The sequence below is a fragment of the Ruegeria sp. CL7 genome (genome assembly GCF_056536445.1).
The window spans coordinates 41,597-59,925 of record NZ_JBQFPQ010000014.1; the positions used below are offsets into that span (position 1 = coordinate 41,597).

Here is an 18,329-nt window from a genome sequence, read left to right on the forward strand (position 1 = left end):
GATGGCAAAACTCGGTAAACGTACCCGCGCTGCGCGCGAAGCTGTCGCCGGCAAGGAAAACCTGTCGGTTGAAGAAGCAGTTGCCCTGGTCAAAGCCAATGCAACCTCGAAATTCGACGAGACCATTGAAATCGCACTGAACCTGGGCGTTGACACCCGCCACGCAGACCAGATGGTTCGCGGCGTTGTCGGTCTGCCGAACGGCACCGGTAAAGCGATGCGCGTTGCTGTTTTCGCTCGCGGCCCCAAGGCCGACGAAGCGAAAGAAGCAGGTGCGGACATCGTTGGCGCAGAAGACCTGATGGAAACCATTCAGGGCGGAACCATCGAATTCGATCGCTGCATCGCAACCCCGGACATGATGCCGATCGTCGGTCGTCTGGGTAAAGTTCTGGGCCCCCGCAACCTGATGCCGAACCCCAAGGTTGGCACCGTGACCATGGACGTGAAAGCGGCCGTGGAAGCAGCCAAGGGCGGTGAAGTTCAGTTCAAGGCGGAAAAAGGCGGCGTTGTGCATGCCGGTGTTGGCAAAGCGTCGTTCGACGAAGCCAAACTGGCTGAAAACGTCCGCGCGTTTGTCTCGGCTGTTGCCAAGGCGAAACCGTCGGGCGCCAAAGGCACCTATATGAAGAAAATCGCGCTGAGCTCGACCATGGGCCCCGGTGTGACCGTTGATGTAGCAGAGGCCTCGGGCGAGTAAGCCAGACAAATCTGCTGTAAAGTATTGATCCCGGGTGGTGCAAACTGCCCGGGATTTTCATTTTGCCGGGTTCGGTGCGAAGATAAATCGCATGCATTTCAGTTCTGGCAATCGAACGGACCATGGCTATGGAAACTAAGCGCGAACTCCTCCAAAGATTTCTTAAGGGATTGGAAACCGGTGACGCCATGGCGGCAGCGGTTGTGAATGAAGAGAAGTACATCCAGCACAACCCTCAAACTCACGAAGGCAGCGAAGGTATTGCCGACCTGTTCGCAAGGCTGTCCAAAACCTCGCCCAAGGTTACATTCAAAAGGGTTTTCGAGGATGGCGACTTTGCCTTTGCGCATATCGAGTACGATTTCAGTAGCCTGCGCGCCGCGTTTGAGGTGTTTCGGTTCGAAGATGGCAAAGCCGTAGAGCATTGGGACAACATTCAGCCCTTGCGCGGTCCAAACCTTTCTGGGCGTGTAATGCTGGATGGTCACACCGAAGTAACGGACCTGGAGAAGACGGAAGAAAACCGAGCCGCTAGCAGCATGTTTGTCACAGACGTTCTGATAAAGCGCAGGTTTGACAGATTGGCGGACTTTGTTGCAGAGGATCTAAAACAGCACAATCCGGACATGGCCGACGGAATCGTAGCGCTCAAGAACGTGTTGGAAGGAACAAGCGAAAGCGGGACAAAATTTGTCTACAAGCATTTGCATCGGGTTTTGGCAGAGGGAAATTTCGTCCTTTGCGTGTGCGAAGGGGAAAGAAATGGGGTGCATTCCAGCTTTTATGATTTGTATCGCTGGGACGCTGATCGGATCGTCGAACATTGGAACACCATCGAAGCGGTTCCGCCGCGCAAGGAATGGAAAAACGACAACGGGAAGTTCTGACACATACCCTTGGAACTTGGGTGTTGTATGATCTGAATTGGGTGTAATTTACCCCTTGGAAACCTCCTCTATCTGCCCTAAGAAGACCTGCGGAACAAAGCGTGCGATTCGTCGTGCGCTTTGTTTCGTTTCGTCCAAGACGGTGGGTGGGTCCATTCGGCCCCTTAATTCCCTGCCTGAGACGGGTAAGACCAAAGAATTCTGGGGGTCCCACCCTCGGGCGCATTTTGGCCAATCCCGTAACAAGGACCTGAACGCCGGAGCGAAAGCTGCGGCAAATATGAGCCGGGGTGAGATTTCGCCCCTAACTTGGAGAGAACTGTGGATAGAGCCCAGAAAGAGAAAGTGGTCGAGGAACTCGGCCAAATCTTCGAAAGCTCTGGCGTCGTAGTGGTTGCCCACTACGCCGGTCTGACAGTTGCCGAGATGCAGGACCTGCGCGCGCGTGCACGCGAAGCGGGCGGTTCCGTGCGTGTTGCCAAAAACAGGCTCGCCAAAATCGCCCTTGAGGGTAAGCCGTGTGAAAGCATGGCCGACCTGCTGACAGGGATGACCGTTCTGACCTATTCCGAGGACCCTGTGGCAGCAGCCAAAGTGGCCGAGGACTTCGCCAAGGAGAACAAGAAGTTCGAAATCCTTGGCGGTGCAATGGGCGAGAACGCTCTGGACCGCAAAGGCGTCGAAGCTGTTTCGAAAATGCCATCTCGCGAGGAGCTTATTGCTTCGATCGTGGGCTGCATTGGCGCACCTGCTTCGAACATCGCCGGCGCGATTGGCGCACCTGCAAGCAATATCGCAAGCATCCTTTCCACCATCGAAGAGAAGGCGGAAGCTGCGTAAGCGGTTGGCACTGAATGATCTGCGTGGGGCATTTGCCCTGACGTTGGAACACACACTGTAAACGGAAAGAGCTGATAAAATGGCTGATCTGAAAGCACTCGCAGAAAGCATCGTGGGTCTGACCCTGCTGGAAGCACAAGAACTGAAAACCATCCTCAAAGACGAATACGGCATCGAGCCCGCAGCTGGCGGCGCCGTAATGGTCGCAGGTGCAGCTGGCGACGCCGGCGGTGCAGCTGAGGAAGAAAAAACCGAATTCGACGTCGTTCTGAAGAACGCCGGCGCATCGAAAATCAACGTCATCAAAGAAGTTCGCGGCATCACCGGCCTGGGCCTGAAAGAAGCCAAAGAACTGGTCGAAGCCGGCGGCAAGATCAAAGAAGGCGTGGACAAAGCAGAAGCAGAAGACGTCAAAGCCAAGCTGGAAGCAGCTGGCGCCGAAGTCGAGCTGGCCTAAGCTTGGTCTCAGGTGCATCGCTGATGTGCCGAAAAATTTGGCTGGGTCCGGAGAAATCCGGGTCCAGCCGAACCTGTCTTAGAAAGGGCCTCAAGACGCGAGGCGTTTTCTAAGACACGGTTTTCGGATCGGGAGGCCGCCTTCGGGACGGTGGCCATGAATTGATCCGGACGTGTTGTCTCGATTGTGCAAGATGCCGGGGCCCGACGGTGTCTTTGCCCGCTGAGAACATCGAAAGGTGACATCTGACATGGCTCAAACGTTCCTTGGCCAGAAACGTCTTCGTAAATATTACGGCAAAATCCGCGAAGTGCTGGAAATGCCGAACCTCATTGAGGTCCAGAAATCTTCTTATGATCTTTTCCTGCGCTCCGGCGATGCAGAGCAGCCCACTGACGGCGAAGGCATCAAAGGCGTGTTCCAGTCGGTTTTCCCGATCAAGGATTTCAACGAAACCTCCGTTCTGGAATTCGTGAAATACGATCTGGAAAAACCCAAATACGACGTCGAAGAGTGCATGCAGCGCGACATGACCTACAGCGCACCGCTGAAGGTTACCTTGCGTCTGATCGTGTTCGATGTCGATGAGGACACCGGCGCAAAATCGGTAAAGGACATCAAGGAGCAGGATGTCTTCATGGGCGATATGCCTTTGATGACGCCGAACGGCACTTTTGTCGTGAACGGGACCGAGCGTGTGATCGTATCGCAGATGCACCGTTCGCCCGGCGTGTTCTTTGACCACGACAAAGGCAAGACTCATTCCTCGGGCAAGCTGCTGTTTGCCTGCCGCATCATCCCGTATCGCGGCAGCTGGCTGGACTTCGAGTTTGACGCCAAGGACATCGTGTTCGCCCGGATCGACCGTCGCCGCAAACTGCCTGTGACAACCCTTCTTTATGCATTGGGTCTGGATCAGGAAGCGATCATGGACGCGTATTACAACACCGTGTCCTACAAGCTGGACAAGAATAAGGGTTGGGTGACACCGTTCTTCCCCGAGCGCGTGCGCGGCACCCGCCCGACCTATGATCTGGTTGACGCCAAGTCCGGTGAAGTGATTGCCGAAGCGGGCAAGAAAGTTACCCCACGCGCGGTCAAGAAGCTGATCGACGAAGGCACCGTCACTGATCTGCTGGTTCCGTTTGATCACATCGTCGGCAAGTTTGTCGCCAAGGACATCATCAACGAAGAAACCGGCGCGATCTATGTCGAAGCCGGTGATGAGCTGACCCTGGAATACGACAAGGATGGCGACCTGATCGGCGGTACCGTCAAGGAACTGATTGACGCGGGTATCACCGACATCCCGGTACTGGACATCGACAACGTCAATGTCGGCCCCTACATGCGCAACACCATGGCTCAGGACAAGAACCTGAACCGTGAAAGCGCGCTGATGGACATCTACCGCGTTATGCGTCCGGGTGAGCCGCCCACCGTCGAGGCTGCGTCGGCTCTGTTCGACACGTTGTTCTTCGACAGCGAGCGGTATGATCTGTCCGCTGTTGGCCGCGTGAAGATGAATATGCGTCTGGCACTGGATGCGCCTGACACCCTGCGTACCCTGCGCCGCGAAGACATCGTGGCCTGCATCAAGGCGCTGGTGGAGCTGCGCGACGGCAAAGGCGATGTGGACGATATCGACCACCTCGGCAACCGTCGTGTGCGTTCGGTCGGCGAACTGATGGAAAACCAGTACCGCGTCGGCCTGCTGCGCATGGAGCGCGCAATCAAAGAGCGTATGTCGTCAGTCGAGATCGACACCGTCATGCCACAGGACCTGATCAACGCGAAACCGGCGGCGGCCGCGGTTCGTGAATTCTTCGGCAGCTCGCAGCTGTCGCAGTTCATGGACCAGACCAACCCGCTGTCCGAGGTTACCCACAAACGCCGTCTTTCGGCGCTTGGCCCCGGTGGTCTGACTCGTGAACGTGCGGGCTTTGAGGTGCGCGACGTTCACCCAACCCACTATGGCCGGATGTGCCCGATCGAAACGCCCGAAGGTCCGAACATCGGTCTGATCAACTCGCTGGCCACCTTCGCCCGCGTGAACAAGTACGGCTTCATCGAAACCCCTTATCGCGTCGTACAAGACGGGCAGGTGACCGACGAGGTCCACTACATGTCCGCGACCGAGGAAATGCGTCACACCGTGGCACAGGCCAACGCGACGTTGGATACGGATGGCAAGTTCATCAACGATCTGGTTTCGACCCGTCAGGCGGGTGACTACACGCTTGCCCCGCGCGAGAATGTGGACCTGATCGACGTGTCGCCGAAACAGCTGGTCTCGGTTGCTGCATCGCTGATCCCGTTCCTCGAAAACGACGACGCCAACCGCGCTCTGATGGGTTCGAACATGCAACGTCAGGCGGTTCCGCTGCTGCGGGCCGAGGCACCGCTGGTCGGTACCGGCATCGAGGAAAAGGTTGCGATCGACTCGGGTGCTGCGATCCAGGCGAAACGCGCCGGTATCATCGACCAGGTCGATGCCCAGCGTATCGTTATCCGCGCCACTGAAGATCTGGAACTGGGCGACGCTGGCGTTGACATCTATCGTCTGCGCAAGTTCCAGCGTTCGAACCAGAACACCTGCATCAACCAGCGTCCGCTGATCAAGGTGGGTGACACCGTCCAGAAGGGCGAAGTCATTGCCGATGGTCCGTCGACCGATATGGGTGAACTGGCCCTGGGTAAGAACGTGGTCGTCGCGTTCATGCCGTGGAACGGTTACAACTACGAAGACTCGATCCTGATCTCGGAGCGTATCGCGCGTGACGACGTCTTTACCTCGGTTCATATCGAGGAATTTGAAGTCGCCGCCCGTGACACCAAGCTGGGTCCGGAAGAAATCACTCGCGACATCCCGAATGTCGGTGAAGAAGCGCTGCGCAACCTCGACGAGGCGGGCATCGTTTACATCGGTGCGGATGTTGAACCGGGCGATATTCTGGTCGGCAAGATCACTCCGAAGGGCGAAAGCCCAATGACCCCGGAAGAAAAGCTGCTGCGCGCCATCTTTGGTGAAAAAGCATCTGACGTGCGCGACACCTCGCTGCGCGTGAAGCCGGGCGACTACGGTACGGTCGTTGAGGTTCGCGTCTTCAACCGTCACGGTGTCGAGAAAGACGAGCGTGCGCTGCAGATCGAGCGTGAGGAAGTCGAACGTCTGGCCCGTGACCGGGACGACGAGCTGGCGATCCTTGACCGCAACATCTATGCGCGTCTGCAAGGTCTGATCCTGGGTAAAACCGCTGTCAAAGGCCCGAAAGGCGTCAAGGCAGGGTCGGTGATCACCGAGGAGCTGCTGGAAACCCTGACCCGTGGTCAGTGGTGGCAGCTGGCGCTGGAAGACGAGCAGGATGCACAGATCGTCGAAGCTCTGAACGAGCAGTACGAAGTGCAAAAGCGCGCTCTGGATGCCCGTTTCGAGGACAAGGTCGAGAAAGTCCGTCGTGGCGACGATCTGCCGCCGGGTGTTATGAAGATGGTCAAAGTCTTCATTGCCGTGAAGCGCAAATTGCAGCCGGGCGACAAGATGGCTGGTCGTCACGGGAACAAGGGTGTGATTTCCAAGGTCGTTCCGATGGAAGACATGCCGTTCCTGGCCGATGGTACGCCGGTTGATTTCTGTCTGAACCCGCTGGGTGTGCCGTCGCGTATGAACGTTGGTCAGATCCTTGAAACCCACATGGGTTGGGCCGCACGCGGTCTGGGTCTGAACATCGATGAGGCGCTACAGGAATACCGCCGTTCGGGCGATCTGACGCCGGTACGTGACGCGATGAAACACGCCTATGGCGAGGATGTCTATGAAGAGGGCATCAGCGGCATGGACGAGGACCAGCTGATCGAAGCGGCCAGCAACGTCACTCGCGGTGTTCCGATCGCAACCCCGGTCTTTGACGGCGCCAAAGAGGCTGACGTCAACGACGCGCTGATGCGCGCGGGCTTCTCGGAAAGCGGTCAGTCGATCCTGTTCGACGGTCGTACCGGTGAGCAATTCGCGCGTCCGGTCACCGTGGGCATCAAGTACCTGCTGAAACTGCACCACCTTGTGGACGACAAGATCCACGCGCGTTCGACCGGGCCGTACAGCCTGGTGACCCAGCAGCCGCTGGGTGGTAAGGCGCAGTTCGGTGGTCAGCGCTTTGGTGAGATGGAGGTCTGGGCTCTGGAAGCTTACGGCGCCGCCTACACCCTGCAGGAAATGCTCACCGTGAAATCGGATGACGTCGCCGGCCGGACCAAGGTCTATGAGTCGATCGTCAAGGGCGAGGATAACTTTGAAGCGGGCGTGCCGGAATCGTTCAACGTTCTGGTGAAAGAAGTCCGTGGCCTCGGCCTGAATATGGAACTCCTGGATGCGGAGGTTGAGGAGTAAGGGCGCTGCCCTTTCTCCCGTCCCCCCTTCCGCAAGATTTGAGGTAACAAATGAACCAGGAAATCACCAACAACCCGTTCAACCCGCTGACGCCGCCGAAAGTATTCGACGAGATCAAGGTCTCACTGGCGTCGCCCGAGCGGATTCTGTCTTGGTCCTATGGCGAGATCAAGAAACCCGAAACCATCAACTACCGGACGTTCAAGCCTGAACGTGACGGCCTGTTCTGCGCGCGCATCTTTGGCCCGATCAAAGATTATGAATGTCTGTGCGGCAAATATAAGCGGATGAAGTATCGCGGCGTTGTCTGCGAGAAATGCGGTGTGGAAGTCACCCTGCAAAAAGTCCGCCGCGAGCGTATGGGTCATATCGAACTGGCCGCGCCCGTTGCGCATATCTGGTTCCTGAAATCGCTGCCGTCCCGCATTGGTCTGATGCTGGACATGACGCTGCGCGATCTGGAACGCGTTCTGTACTTTGAAAACTACGTCGTCATCGAGCCCGGTCTGACCGACCTGACCTACGGCCAGATGCTGACCGAAGAAGAGTACATGGACGCGCAGGATGCCTATGGCATGGACGCGTTCACCGCGAATATCGGTGCCGAAGCCATCCGTGAGATGCTGGCCCAGATCGATCTGGAAGCCGAAGCAGAGCAGCTGCGCGCTGATCTGGCCGAAGCAACCGGCGAGCTGAAGCCCAAGAAGATCATCAAGCGTCTGAAGGTTGTTGAATCCTTCCTCGAGTCGGGCAACCGTCCCGAATGGATGGTGATGACCGTGATCCCGGTCATTCCGCCGGAACTGCGTCCGCTGGTTCCGCTGGATGGTGGCCGTTTCGCGACCTCGGATCTGAACGATCTGTATCGCCGCGTGATCAACCGGAACAACCGTCTGAAGCGTCTGATCGAACTGCGCGCGCCTGACATCATCGTCCGCAACGAAAAGCGGATGCTGCAGGAATCCGTTGACGCTCTGTTCGACAACGGCCGTCGTGGCCGCGTGATCACCGGCGCCAACAAGCGCCCGCTGAAATCGCTGTCGGACATGCTGAAAGGCAAGCAGGGTCGCTTCCGTCAGAACCTTCTGGGTAAGCGCGTCGACTTCTCGGGCCGTTCGGTCATCGTGACCGGTCCGGAACTCAAGCTGCACCAGTGTGGTCTGCCCAAGAAGATGGCGCTGGAACTGTTCAAGCCGTTCATCTACTCGCGCCTTGAAGCCAAGGGTCTGTCTTCGACTGTGAAACAGGCGAAGAAACTGGTCGAGAAAGAGCGTCCCGAAGTGTGGGATATCCTCGACGAGGTGATCCGCGAACACCCTGTCATGCTAAACCGTGCGCCGACGCTGCACCGTCTGGGCATTCAGGCGTTCGAGCCGGTCCTGATCGAAGGTAAAGCCATCCAGCTGCACCCGCTGGTCTGTTCGGCCTTCAACGCCGACTTCGACGGCGACCAGATGGCCGTTCACGTCCCGCTGAGCCTTGAGGCGCAGCTGGAAGCCCGTGTTCTGATGATGTCGACGAACAACGTTCTGTCGCCTGCAAACGGCGCGCCGATCATCGTTCCGTCGCAGGATATGATCCTGGGTCTGTACTATGTGACCCTGGAACGCGAAGGCATGCCGGGTGAAGGCAAGGTCTTTGGTTCGATCGACGAAGTTCAGCACGCGCTGGACGCGGGTGAGGTGCATCTGCACTCGAAAATCACTGCCCGGATCACGCAGATCGACGAGGAAGGCAACGAAGTTCAGAAGCGCTATGAAACCACTCCGGGCCGTCTGCGTCTGGGTGCGTTGCTGCCGATGAACAACAAGGCGCCGTTCGAGCTGGTCAACCGCTTGCTGCGGAAGAAAGAAGTGCAGCAGGTGATCGACACTGTCTACCGTTACTGCGGTCAGAAGGAGTCGGTTATCTTCTGTGACCAGATCATGTCGATGGGCTTCAAAGAAGCGTTCAAGGCGGGCATCTCGTTCGGCAAGGATGACATGGTCATCCCAGGCGACAAGTGGAGCATCGTCGATGACACCCGCAGTCAGGTGAAAGACTTTGAACAGCAGTACATGGACGGCCTGATCACTCAGGGCGAAAAGTACAACAAGGTTGTTGATGCCTGGTCGAAGTGTAACGACCGCGTGACCGAGGCAATGATGAGCACGATCTCGGACGTTGCCAAGGCCGAAGACGGGTCGGACATGGAGCCGAACTCGGTCTACATGATGGCCCACTCGGGTGCGCGTGGCTCGGTTACTCAGATGAAACAGCTGGGCGGTATGCGTGGCCTGATGGCCAAACCGAACGGTGACATCATCGAGACGCCGATCATCTCGAACTTTAAAGAAGGTCTGACCGTTCTCGAGTACTTCAACTCGACCCACGGTGCCCGTAAGGGTCTGTCGGATACCGCTCTGAAGACGGCGAACTCGGGTTACCTGACCCGTCGTCTGGTGGATGTGGCGCAGGACTGCATCGTTCGTGAGATCGACTGCGGCACCGAGCGTGCGATCACCGCCGAAGCAGCCGTGAACGACGGTGAGGTTGTCGCCTCGCTGGCCGAACGTGTGCTAGGCCGTGTGGCGGCTGACGATGTTCTGCGTCCGGGCACCGATGAGGTGATCGTCGCAGCCGGTCAGCTGATCGACGAACGTATGGCCGACACGATCGACGAAGCCGGCGTTCAGTCGATGCGCATCCGCTCGCCTCTGACCTGTGAGTCCGAGGAAGGCGTCTGTGCAACCTGCTATGGTCGTGACCTTGCACGCGGTACGATGGTGAACACAGGTGAAGCTGTCGGCATCATCGCGGCGCAGTCGATCGGTGAACCCGGTACACAGCTGACCATGCGGACCTTCCACATCGGTGGTGTTGCGCAGGGTGGTCAGCAGTCGTTCCAGGAAGCCAGCCAGGAAGGTATCGTTTCCTTCGAGAACCCGCAGATTCTGGTCAACGCAGCCGGCGAAAGCCTGGTCATGGGCCGGAACATGAAGCTGGTGATCAAGGACGAACACGGCGAAGAGCGTGCCAGCCACAAGCTGGGCTACGGCTCCAAGCTGTTCGTCAAGGACGGCACTAAGGTGGCCCGTGGCGACAAGCTGTTTGAGTGGGATCCCTACACCCTGCCGATCATCGCCGAGAAAGCCGGTACTGCAAAATATGTCGATCTGGTTTCGGGCCTCGCTGTCCGCGACGAGACCGACGAAGCAACCGGCATGACCCAGAAGATCGTGATCGACTGGCGCGCCGCCCCCAAAGGCAGCGACCTCAAGCCCGAGATCATTCTGGTTGGCGAAGATGGCGAGCCGGTCCGCAACGATGCGGGCAACCCGGTTCACTATCCGATGTCGGTGGATGCGATCCTGTCGGTCGAAGACGGCCAGAAGGTCGAAGCCGGTGACGTCGTCGCGCGTATCCCGCGCGAAGGTGCCAAGACCAAGGACATCACAGGTGGTCTGCCGCGTGTGGCCGAACTGTTCGAAGCCCGCCGTCCGAAAGATCACGCGATCATCGCCGAGGCCGATGGTTACGTGCGCTTTGGCCGCGACTACAAGAACAAGCGCCGCATCAGCATCGAACCGGCTGACGAGTCCATGGAGACCATCGAGTACATGGTGCCCAAGGGCAAGCACATCCCGGTGGCCGAAGGGGACTTCATCCAGAAGGGTGAATACCTGATGGACGGTAACCCGGCTCCGCATGACATCCTGTCCATCATGGGTGTCGAAGCGCTGGCGGATTACATGATCGACGAGGTGCAGGACGTGTATCGTCTGCAGGGCGTGAAGATCAACGACAAGCACATCGAGGTAATCGTGCGCCAGATGCTGCAGAAGTGGGAGATCCTGGATTCGGGCGACACCACCCTGCTGAAGGGCGAACATGTCGACAAGCAGGAGTTCGACGCGGCCAACGAGAAGACCATCGCCCGCGGTGGTCGCCCTGCTCAGGGTGAGCCGATCCTGCTGGGGATCACCAAGGCCTCGTTGCAGACGCGCTCGTTCATCTCGGCGGCGTCGTTCCAGGAGACCACCCGCGTGCTGACCGAAGCTTCGGTTCAGGGCAAGAAGGACAAGCTGGTCGGCCTGAAAGAGAACGTCATCGTCGGTCGTCTGATCCCCGCCGGTACCGGAGGGGCAACGCAGGCTGTCCGCCACATCGCGCAGTCGCGTGACAATGTGGTGATCGAAGCCCGCCGGGAAGAGGCCGAGGCCGCCGCCGCCCTGGCCGCACCGATCATGGATGATGATATGGTCGGGGATGAGCTGGACGTTCTGGTCGAAACACCGGAAAGCCGCGAATAAACCGCGTCATTCAAAACCAAAAAAAGGCCCTGCGATTTCGTGGGGCCTTTTTTGTTGCCGCTCCAGGTGCGCAATTGTGAACCTTCGTGACAGAGCACAGCCTTTGACCCGATTGCATCAGGCTTGTGGTTCTGCAATCGGTGGTTTAGCGATATTCTGTGTTTTCGGATTATATTGAGCTGAACAATGGACACCAAAGGCAACTCTTTCGAGGACCGTGTGGCACGGATCAAGAAGCGTTCAGAAGAAAGCACACGCAAGTCGCCTCTGCCTCGAACCGAGAGTATCTGGCAACGTCTGGGTTATCCCGCTGCGTTTCTGGGGGCTTTTATACTGGGTGTTATTGCGGTCTTCCTGTCCCGCCTGATTCAATATCAATCGGTTGGCATTCCGGTGCCCGGCAAGGTGGGAACGCAGGATTTCGTCAGCCTCGGCCTCGCAGGCGGGGCCTGCATCATGGTTATGCTGTTTTTGAAAGGTAAACTGCGAGAGTTCGCCGGGGCGCTCACGGTTGGTGCGTTGGTGACGACCTTTTCCTTTCATAATTTCGTGTGGAAATATCCTGTGTTTTTCGAACTTGTATACGGGGAAGACTGGGTTGAGTTTGTAAAAGACACGACAGAGCCTTCCAGCCTGAACCTGTTCGGGACCATCCTCCCATTCGGTTGATGATCTCTGTACCCCGTGGTGCGTTATTGACATCCAACCCGACTCGGCGGCCAATGCGGGGCGATCAATAGCCCCGGAGCCCGAAGCAGCATGACTCCAAACACCAAAGGCGCTTTGCTGATGATGGGCAGCATGGCTGCCTTTACCTTGAACGATACGCTGGTGAAGGTTGCCTTGCAGGATCTGCCATTGTTTCAGTTGGTGGCCATGCGCGGGTTCCTGGCTGTATTTCTGATCTATGTACTTGCCCGGTCACTGGGCACGTTGCATCTGAATTTTTCGCGCCATGACAAGTGGCTGGTTGCACTGCGCTGCCTTGCAGAGCTGGCGGCGACATTCTTTTTCCTGACGGCGCTGAAGAACATGCCGCTTGCCAATGTTACGGCCATTCTTCAGGCATTGCCGCTTACGGTAACATTGGGTGCTGCTTTGGTTTTTTCCGAACAGGTTGGTTGGCGACGCGCTTTGGCAATCGCCGTGGGGTTCGTCGGAATGCTGCTGATCGTAAGACCCGGGCCAGAGGGGTTCAGCGTGTATTCCATCTATGCGCTGGTTGCAGTGGTTTCGATTACAGTTCGGGACCTCATCACGCGACGCATGTCAGCCGACGTGCCGTCAATGCTGGTTACCCTTGCCACCTCGGTTTCCATAGCGGGGGCCGCGGCAATAGCCTCGGTTTTCGAAGGATGGGTTGTGGTTTCGGCAACGGCGGGTTCCCTGGTCGCGGCGGCGGCCGTGTTTGTGCTGCTTGGCTATTTGTTCAGCGTCATGGTCATGCGTCAGGGAGATGTCGGATTCGTTGCACCATTCAGATATTCCAGTCTGATCTGGGCGCTCGGGTTGGGTTGGGTCGTGTTTGACGAATGGCCTGACAGCCTGACGATGCTGGGTGCTGTCCTGATCGTGGGTGCCGGTCTGTTCACCTTGTTCCGGGCACGTGCGCGTCAGGGCTTGGCGTGACTCCGTCTGACCATGTCCGGATCAATGGCGAAACGGGTTTGAAACTCGAGCTCCTGCTGCCGGGTAAGAGGGTTGAGCGCGACATCCATGTTTCTGGTTCGCGGTGAGTCATTGAACCGGTTCAATCCTCTTACCCACATCGGACTATCGGGTCGGGTCACAACGGGCATCGCGCGGTTGATCCTGTTATGGGCAAAATTCATGATCGACTTTCGCTGCCCGCCCCGCACGTACATTCCCAGACCGGCAGTGATCAACGGGCGATGCACGCGCGTGGCCTGTATCCCCTCGGAATTGGCGCGGGCCAGATAACCGCAGTTGAAGTCAACGGCGACCATCGCGTGCCTTTCGAACAAGCCGACACATTCCCTGACACAGCCCCGGAACCGCTCGACAAAATCCACGGCCACTGCATCATCATCGTCGTGGCGAAACTGAAGGCAGGGTTGGTCGGGATCGGTCCGTGCCGAATTCAGGACATCCTGCATGACTTTTCTGTGACGCCCCGGAGGTTTCGCGACTATGCGCGCCTGTTTCAGCCCACCGGTCAGATCGTTGAGGCGGTCAAATGCCAGCTTGGGCAGGCAGTGGCCGACCACGATCACCAACTGGAAATCTTCGTCGGACTGTTTTTTGAAACCGGGCAGGGCGACCGTCTCGAACAGGCGAAACCGTTCTTCCAACCTGTCGTGCTGGTACAGGAATTGCCGTCTATCTTCGACACACTCGTGCGTTGTCTGAAAGCCGCCAATTGCGGGATAGGAAAACCGGCAAAGACCGATGACCTGCATTTTCTCAGCGCGCCGCATATCTGGCCTCGAACGCGTCAGGGTCGATCGAGAACCGTACCCGCAAGTCTTCAGCCTGTTCAGGCGTGAAAGGCGACAACTCGCTGGTATCTTTGCGCGCGTGGTCCGAGTCGTTGAAATCGTGCAGCATCCTAACCCACATGGGCGTGTCCGGATAGCTGACCACGGGCATGAACCGGGCGAGCCTGTTGTGCAACCGGTCAAATATCGTCCGCGTGCTTCCGGCTTGAACATGCATGCCCAGGCCAACGCCCAGCAGCGATCGATAGACCCGAGCTGCCCGAATTCCGTGGGCTTCGCGCCGGGCGATGTACCCTTGATTGAAATCTATACCGACGGACTCGCTCTGCAGCATCAGCCCTGTGTTTTCGACAACAGCAGCGCGGAGGCGTTCTATGAAATCAACGGAAACGGCGTCATCGTCATCATGCCGAAACTGTAGGCACGGCTGATGCGGGTCCGCGCGGGCGGTGTTCAGCACCTCTCGTACAATCTGCTTATGATCCCCTGGTTTTTTTGCAATGATACGGATCTGTTTAATCCCGGCGGTCAGGTCGCGCAGCCGGTCCGCATGGATCTGAGGCAGGCACGTCCCGGTCAAAACAAACAACTCGAACGTCTCATCGGTCTGGATGCGAAAACCGGGCAGGGTGATCGCCTCGAAAAGACGAAAGCGTTCTTCCAGCCTGTCGGGGGCATACAGAAATTGCCGTTGCTCTTCGATCGTATCCCGGTTCAGCCGAAAACCGCCGGTTGCGGGATAGGAAAACCGGCAAAGGCCAATCACTTGCATCTGTAATCCATCAGCAGATATTCGACCCGACTATGCCCTTGCGGCGGTTCAGCCGCAACCGGGACAGCGGCGCGCAGGAATGGCAATCCTACAGGCTGCATTCAACGCGCGCGCCGGGGCGCCGGTATCGTGCTGTTGACACTTGGGCCGACTCCCCCTATACGCGCGTCATCTCGGTACCGGGGGCCGCCCCGTAGCCGATTCCAGTAATGAACTGGTCAAGGCCCGGACAATTTTGCAGTTCGCGCCCTCTGAGAACCAACCGCGACGTTCACCTCGGAATGGGAACGCTCGTGGGTTTTGCGCTTGTGGACGCATAAGTGCAGCGAATTTAGCCGCACGCAACGCGCGTGCATGTCATGTGTGTTGCAAAACGGGGAAAGAACCGGAATGCCAACTATTCAACAGCTGATCCGCAAGCCGCGGCAGCCCAAAGTCAAACGCTCGAAGTCCATGCACCTGGAGCAGTGCCCGCAAAAGCGCGGTGTCTGCACACGTGTCTATACCACAACGCCTAAAAAGCCGAACTCGGCGATGCGTAAGGTTGCCAAGGTGCGCCTGACCAACGGGTTCGAGGTCATCTCGTACATCCCTGGTGAAAGCCACAACCTGCAGGAACACTCGGTTGTTCTGATCCGTGGCGGCCGTGTGAAAGACCTTCCCGGTGTACGTTACCACATCCTGCGCGGTGTTCTGGATACTCAGGGCGTCAAAGATCGTAAGCAACGTCGTTCGAAATACGGCGCGAAGCGTCCCAAGTAAGAAGGAGAGGCTGATATGTCACGTCGTCACGCCGCCGAAAAACGCGAAGTCCTGCCTGACGCCAAATTTGGCGACAAGGTACTGACCAAATTCATGAACAACCTGATGATCGACGGCAAGAAGTCGGTCGCAGAGCGCATCGTCTACAACGCATTTGACCGCGTTGAGAACAAGGTAAAGCGCGCTCCTGTCGAAGTGTTCCACGAAGCGCTCGACAACATCAAACCTTCGGTCGAGGTTCGCTCGCGCCGGGTTGGTGGTGCAACCTACCAGGTTCCGGTCGAAGTGCGCCCCGAGCGCCGCGAAGCACTGGCCATCCGCTGGCTGATCACCGCTGCGCGCGGCCGCAACGAAAACACCATGGAAGAACGCCTCGCCGGCGAACTGCTGGACGCCGTACAGTCCCGCGGTACTGCCGTTAAGAAGCGCGAAGACACCCACAAGATGGCCGAGGCGAACAAAGCCTTCAGCCATTACCGCTGGTAATTCTAGAGGCTTATCCAAATGGCACGCGAATATCCGCTCGAACTATACCGTAACTTCGGTATCATGGCGCACATCGACGCAGGTAAGACCACCTGCTCGGAGCGTATCCTGTATTACACTGGTAAATCCCACAACATCGGTGAGGTGCACGACGGTGCAGCCACCATGGACTGGATGGAGCAGGAGCAGGAACGCGGCATCACCATCACTTCGGCTGCGACCACCACGTTCTGGGAACGCACCGAGGACGGTAAAACCGCCGATACCCCCAAGCACCGCCTGAACATCATCGACACCCCCGGCCACGTTGACTTCACCATCGAAGTCGAACGCTCGCTGGCGGTTCTCGACGGTGCCGTCTGCGTTCTTGACGCAAACGCCGGTGTTGAGCCCCAGACCGAAACCGTGTGGCGTCAGGCTGACCGCTACAAGGTTCCGCGTATGGTTTTCGTCAACAAGATGGACAAGATCGGCGCAGACTTCTTCAACTGCGTTCGCATGATCGAAGACCGCACCGGCGCACGTGCTGTTCCGGTTGGTATCCCGATTGGCGCCGAATCTGAGCTGGAAGGTCTGATCGACCTGGTCACCATGGAAGAATGGCTGTGGCAGGGTGAAGACCTGGGCGCAAGCTGGATCAAAGCTCCGATCCGCGACAGCCTGAAAGACATGGCTGAAGAATGGCGCGGCAAGATGATCGAAGCGGCCGTCGAAATGGACGACGACGCGATGATGGAATACCTGGAAGGCAATGAGCCCGACGTTCTGACCCTGCGTAAACTGCTGCGCAAGGGCACACTGGAAATCGCGTTCGTTCCGGTACTGGGTGGTTCTGCGTTCAAGAACAAAGGCGTTCAGCCGCTGCTCAACGCTGTGATCGACTATCTGCCCAGCCCGCTGGACGTTGTCGATTACATGGGCTTCAAACCCGGTGACGAGGAAGAAGTTCGTGACATCGCCCGTCGTGCTGACGACAACATGGCGTTCTCGGGCCTGGCGTTCAAAATCATGAACGATCCCTTCGTCGGTTCGCTGACTTTCACCCGGATTTATTCGGGCGTGCTGAACAAGGGTGACTCGATCCTGAACTCGACCAAAGGCAAGAAAGAGCGCATCGGTCGTATGATGATGATGCACTCGAACAACCGGGAAGAGATCGAAGAAGCGTTTGCCGGCGACATCATCGCGCTGGCGGGTCTGAAAGACACCACCACCGGTGACACCCTGTGTGACGCGAAGGATCCGGTGGTTCTGGAAACCATGACCTTCCCCGATCCGGTGATCGAGATCGCGGTCGAGCCCAAAACCAAGGGCGACCAGGAGAAAATGTCTCAGGGTCTGGCCCGTCTGGCCGCCGAAGACCCGTCCTTCCGTGTGGAAACCGATCTGGAATCGGGTCAGACCATCATGAAGGGCATGGGCGAACTTCACCTGGACATCCTGGTGGACCGTCTCAAGCGCGAGTTCAAGGTTGAAGCGAACATCGGTGCACCGCAGGTGGCCTATCGTGAAACCATCTCGATGCCGGTCGAGCACACCTACACCCACAAGAAACAGTCGGGTGGTTCGGGTCAGTTCGCGGAAGTCAAGCTGGAGATCCAGCCCACCGAGGCGGGCGAAGGTTATTCGTTCGAAAGCCGCATCGTTGGTGGTGCCGTTCCGAAGGAATACATCCCCGGTGTTGAAAAAGGCATCAACTCGGTCATGGACAGCGGCCCTCTGGCTGGCTTCCCCGTGATCGATTTCAAGGTTGCCCTGCTGGACGGTAAGTTCCACGACGTTGACTCGAGCGTTCTGGCGTTCGAAATCGCGGCCCGTATGTGTATGCGTGAAGGCATGCGCAAAGCTGGCGCGAAGCTGCTGGAACCGATCATGAAGGTCGAAGTGATCACTCCGGAAGAATACACCGGCGGTATCATCGGCGACCTGACCTCGCGTCGTGGCCAGGTGTCTGGTCAGGAACCGCGCGGCAACGCAATCGCGATCGACGCGTTCGTTCCGCTGGCAAACATGTTTGGCTACATCAACACTCTGCGTTCGATGTCGTCGGGCCGTGCCCAGTTCACCATGCAGTTCGACCACTACGATCCGGTTCCGCAGAACATCTCGGACGAGATCCAGGCGAAATACGCATAAGCGAAGATTTGAGGGAGCGTGGGTATCACGCTCCCTTCATTACCGAAAAAGGAGGCCATCATGGCAAAGGAAAAGTTTGAGCGTACAAAACCGCACGTCAACATCGGCACGATTGGCCACGTTGACCACGGCAAGACCACGCTGACCGCAG

At 57.7% G+C, this 18,329-nt stretch carries 14 protein-coding genes; 12 read left to right on the plus strand and 2 right to left on the minus strand.

Annotated features, from left to right (window positions below; genetic code table 11):
* Position 1: 1 nt before the first annotated feature.
* From rplA to ACR0LI_RS20210, 8 genes are all read left to right on the plus strand, one after another.
* Positions 2 to 700: a 50S ribosomal protein L1 gene (gene rplA, locus ACR0LI_RS20175; protein ID WP_171638244.1), complete on the plus strand. Its 699-nt coding sequence runs from the start codon at positions 2 to 4 to the stop codon at positions 698 to 700.
* Between the two features lie 128 nt (positions 701 to 828).
* On the plus strand, positions 829 to 1,587 hold the full coding sequence (locus ACR0LI_RS20180; protein ID WP_480492560.1) for a nuclear transport factor 2 family protein: 759 nt from the start codon (positions 829 to 831) through the stop codon (positions 1,585 to 1,587).
* A gap of 321 nt (positions 1,588 to 1,908) precedes the next feature.
* The gene (gene rplJ, locus ACR0LI_RS20185; RefSeq protein ID WP_171638240.1) at positions 1,909 to 2,427 is read left to right on the plus strand and encodes a 50S ribosomal protein L10; all 519 of its coding nucleotides are present in this window, start codon (positions 1,909 to 1,911) and stop codon (positions 2,425 to 2,427) included.
* A gap of 79 nt (positions 2,428 to 2,506) precedes the next feature.
* Positions 2,507 to 2,884 (plus strand): 50S ribosomal protein L7/L12, encoded by a 378-nt coding sequence (gene rplL, locus ACR0LI_RS20190; protein ID WP_152459178.1) that lies wholly within the window; start codon positions 2,507 to 2,509, stop codon positions 2,882 to 2,884.
* A gap of 250 nt (positions 2,885 to 3,134) precedes the next feature.
* Positions 3,135 to 7,271 carry a DNA-directed RNA polymerase subunit beta gene (gene rpoB, locus ACR0LI_RS20195; protein ID WP_480719127.1) on the plus strand — a complete coding sequence of 1,379 codons (4,137 nt, stop codon included), beginning with the start codon at positions 3,135 to 3,137 and terminating at the stop codon, positions 7,269 to 7,271.
* Between the two features lie 50 nt (positions 7,272 to 7,321).
* Entirely contained in the window at positions 7,322 to 11,563 is a 4,242-nt protein-coding gene (rpoC, locus tag ACR0LI_RS20200; RefSeq protein WP_171638236.1) for a DNA-directed RNA polymerase subunit beta', read from the plus strand.
* 219 nt (positions 11,564 to 11,782) lie between these two features.
* The gene (locus ACR0LI_RS20205) at positions 11,783 to 12,232 is read left to right on the plus strand and encodes a hypothetical protein (protein WP_171725117.1); all 450 of its coding nucleotides are present in this window, start codon (positions 11,783 to 11,785) and stop codon (positions 12,230 to 12,232) included.
* A gap of 90 nt (positions 12,233 to 12,322) precedes the next feature.
* Positions 12,323 to 13,192: a DMT family transporter gene (locus ACR0LI_RS20210; RefSeq protein ID WP_171725118.1), complete on the plus strand. Its 870-nt coding sequence runs from the start codon at positions 12,323 to 12,325 to the stop codon at positions 13,190 to 13,192.
* On the opposite strand, the gene ACR0LI_RS20215 is transcribed toward ACR0LI_RS20210, so the two are convergent.
* Both ACR0LI_RS20215 and ACR0LI_RS20220 read right to left on the minus strand, forming a co-directional pair.
* The gene (locus tag ACR0LI_RS20215) at positions 13,177 to 13,983 is read right to left on the minus strand and encodes a glycosyltransferase (RefSeq protein ID WP_171725122.1); all 807 of its coding nucleotides are present in this window, start codon (positions 13,981 to 13,983) and stop codon (positions 13,177 to 13,179) included. The two genes, ACR0LI_RS20210 and ACR0LI_RS20215, sit on opposite strands and share 16 nt — an antisense overlap.
* 4 nt (positions 13,984 to 13,987) lie before the next feature.
* A complete protein-coding gene (locus tag ACR0LI_RS20220; protein WP_171725119.1) occupies positions 13,988 to 14,794 on the minus strand; it encodes a putative rhamnosyl transferase in 807 nt (268 codons plus the stop codon).
* A 390-nt stretch (positions 14,795 to 15,184) separates the two neighbouring features.
* Between ACR0LI_RS20220 and rpsL the strand changes: the two genes are divergently transcribed.
* The 4 genes from rpsL to ACR0LI_RS20240 form a co-directional block, all read left to right on the plus strand.
* A complete protein-coding gene (gene rpsL / locus ACR0LI_RS20225) occupies positions 15,185 to 15,556 on the plus strand; it encodes a 30S ribosomal protein S12 (RefSeq protein WP_005621086.1) in 372 nt (123 codons plus the stop codon).
* A gap of 15 nt (positions 15,557 to 15,571) precedes the next feature.
* The gene (gene rpsG, locus ACR0LI_RS20230; RefSeq protein WP_010441203.1) at positions 15,572 to 16,042 is read left to right on the plus strand and encodes a 30S ribosomal protein S7; all 471 of its coding nucleotides are present in this window, start codon (positions 15,572 to 15,574) and stop codon (positions 16,040 to 16,042) included.
* Positions 16,043 to 16,060: 18 nt separating this feature from the next.
* Positions 16,061 to 18,178, plus strand: a complete 2,118-nt coding sequence (fusA, locus tag ACR0LI_RS20235; protein ID WP_480621679.1) for an elongation factor G — start codon at positions 16,061 to 16,063, stop codon at positions 18,176 to 18,178.
* A 60-nt stretch (positions 18,179 to 18,238) separates the two neighbouring features.
* Positions 18,239 to 18,329, plus strand: a 91-nt coding sequence (locus tag ACR0LI_RS20240) for a GTP-binding protein (protein ID WP_215675807.1), incomplete at its 3' end; no start/stop codon positions are given.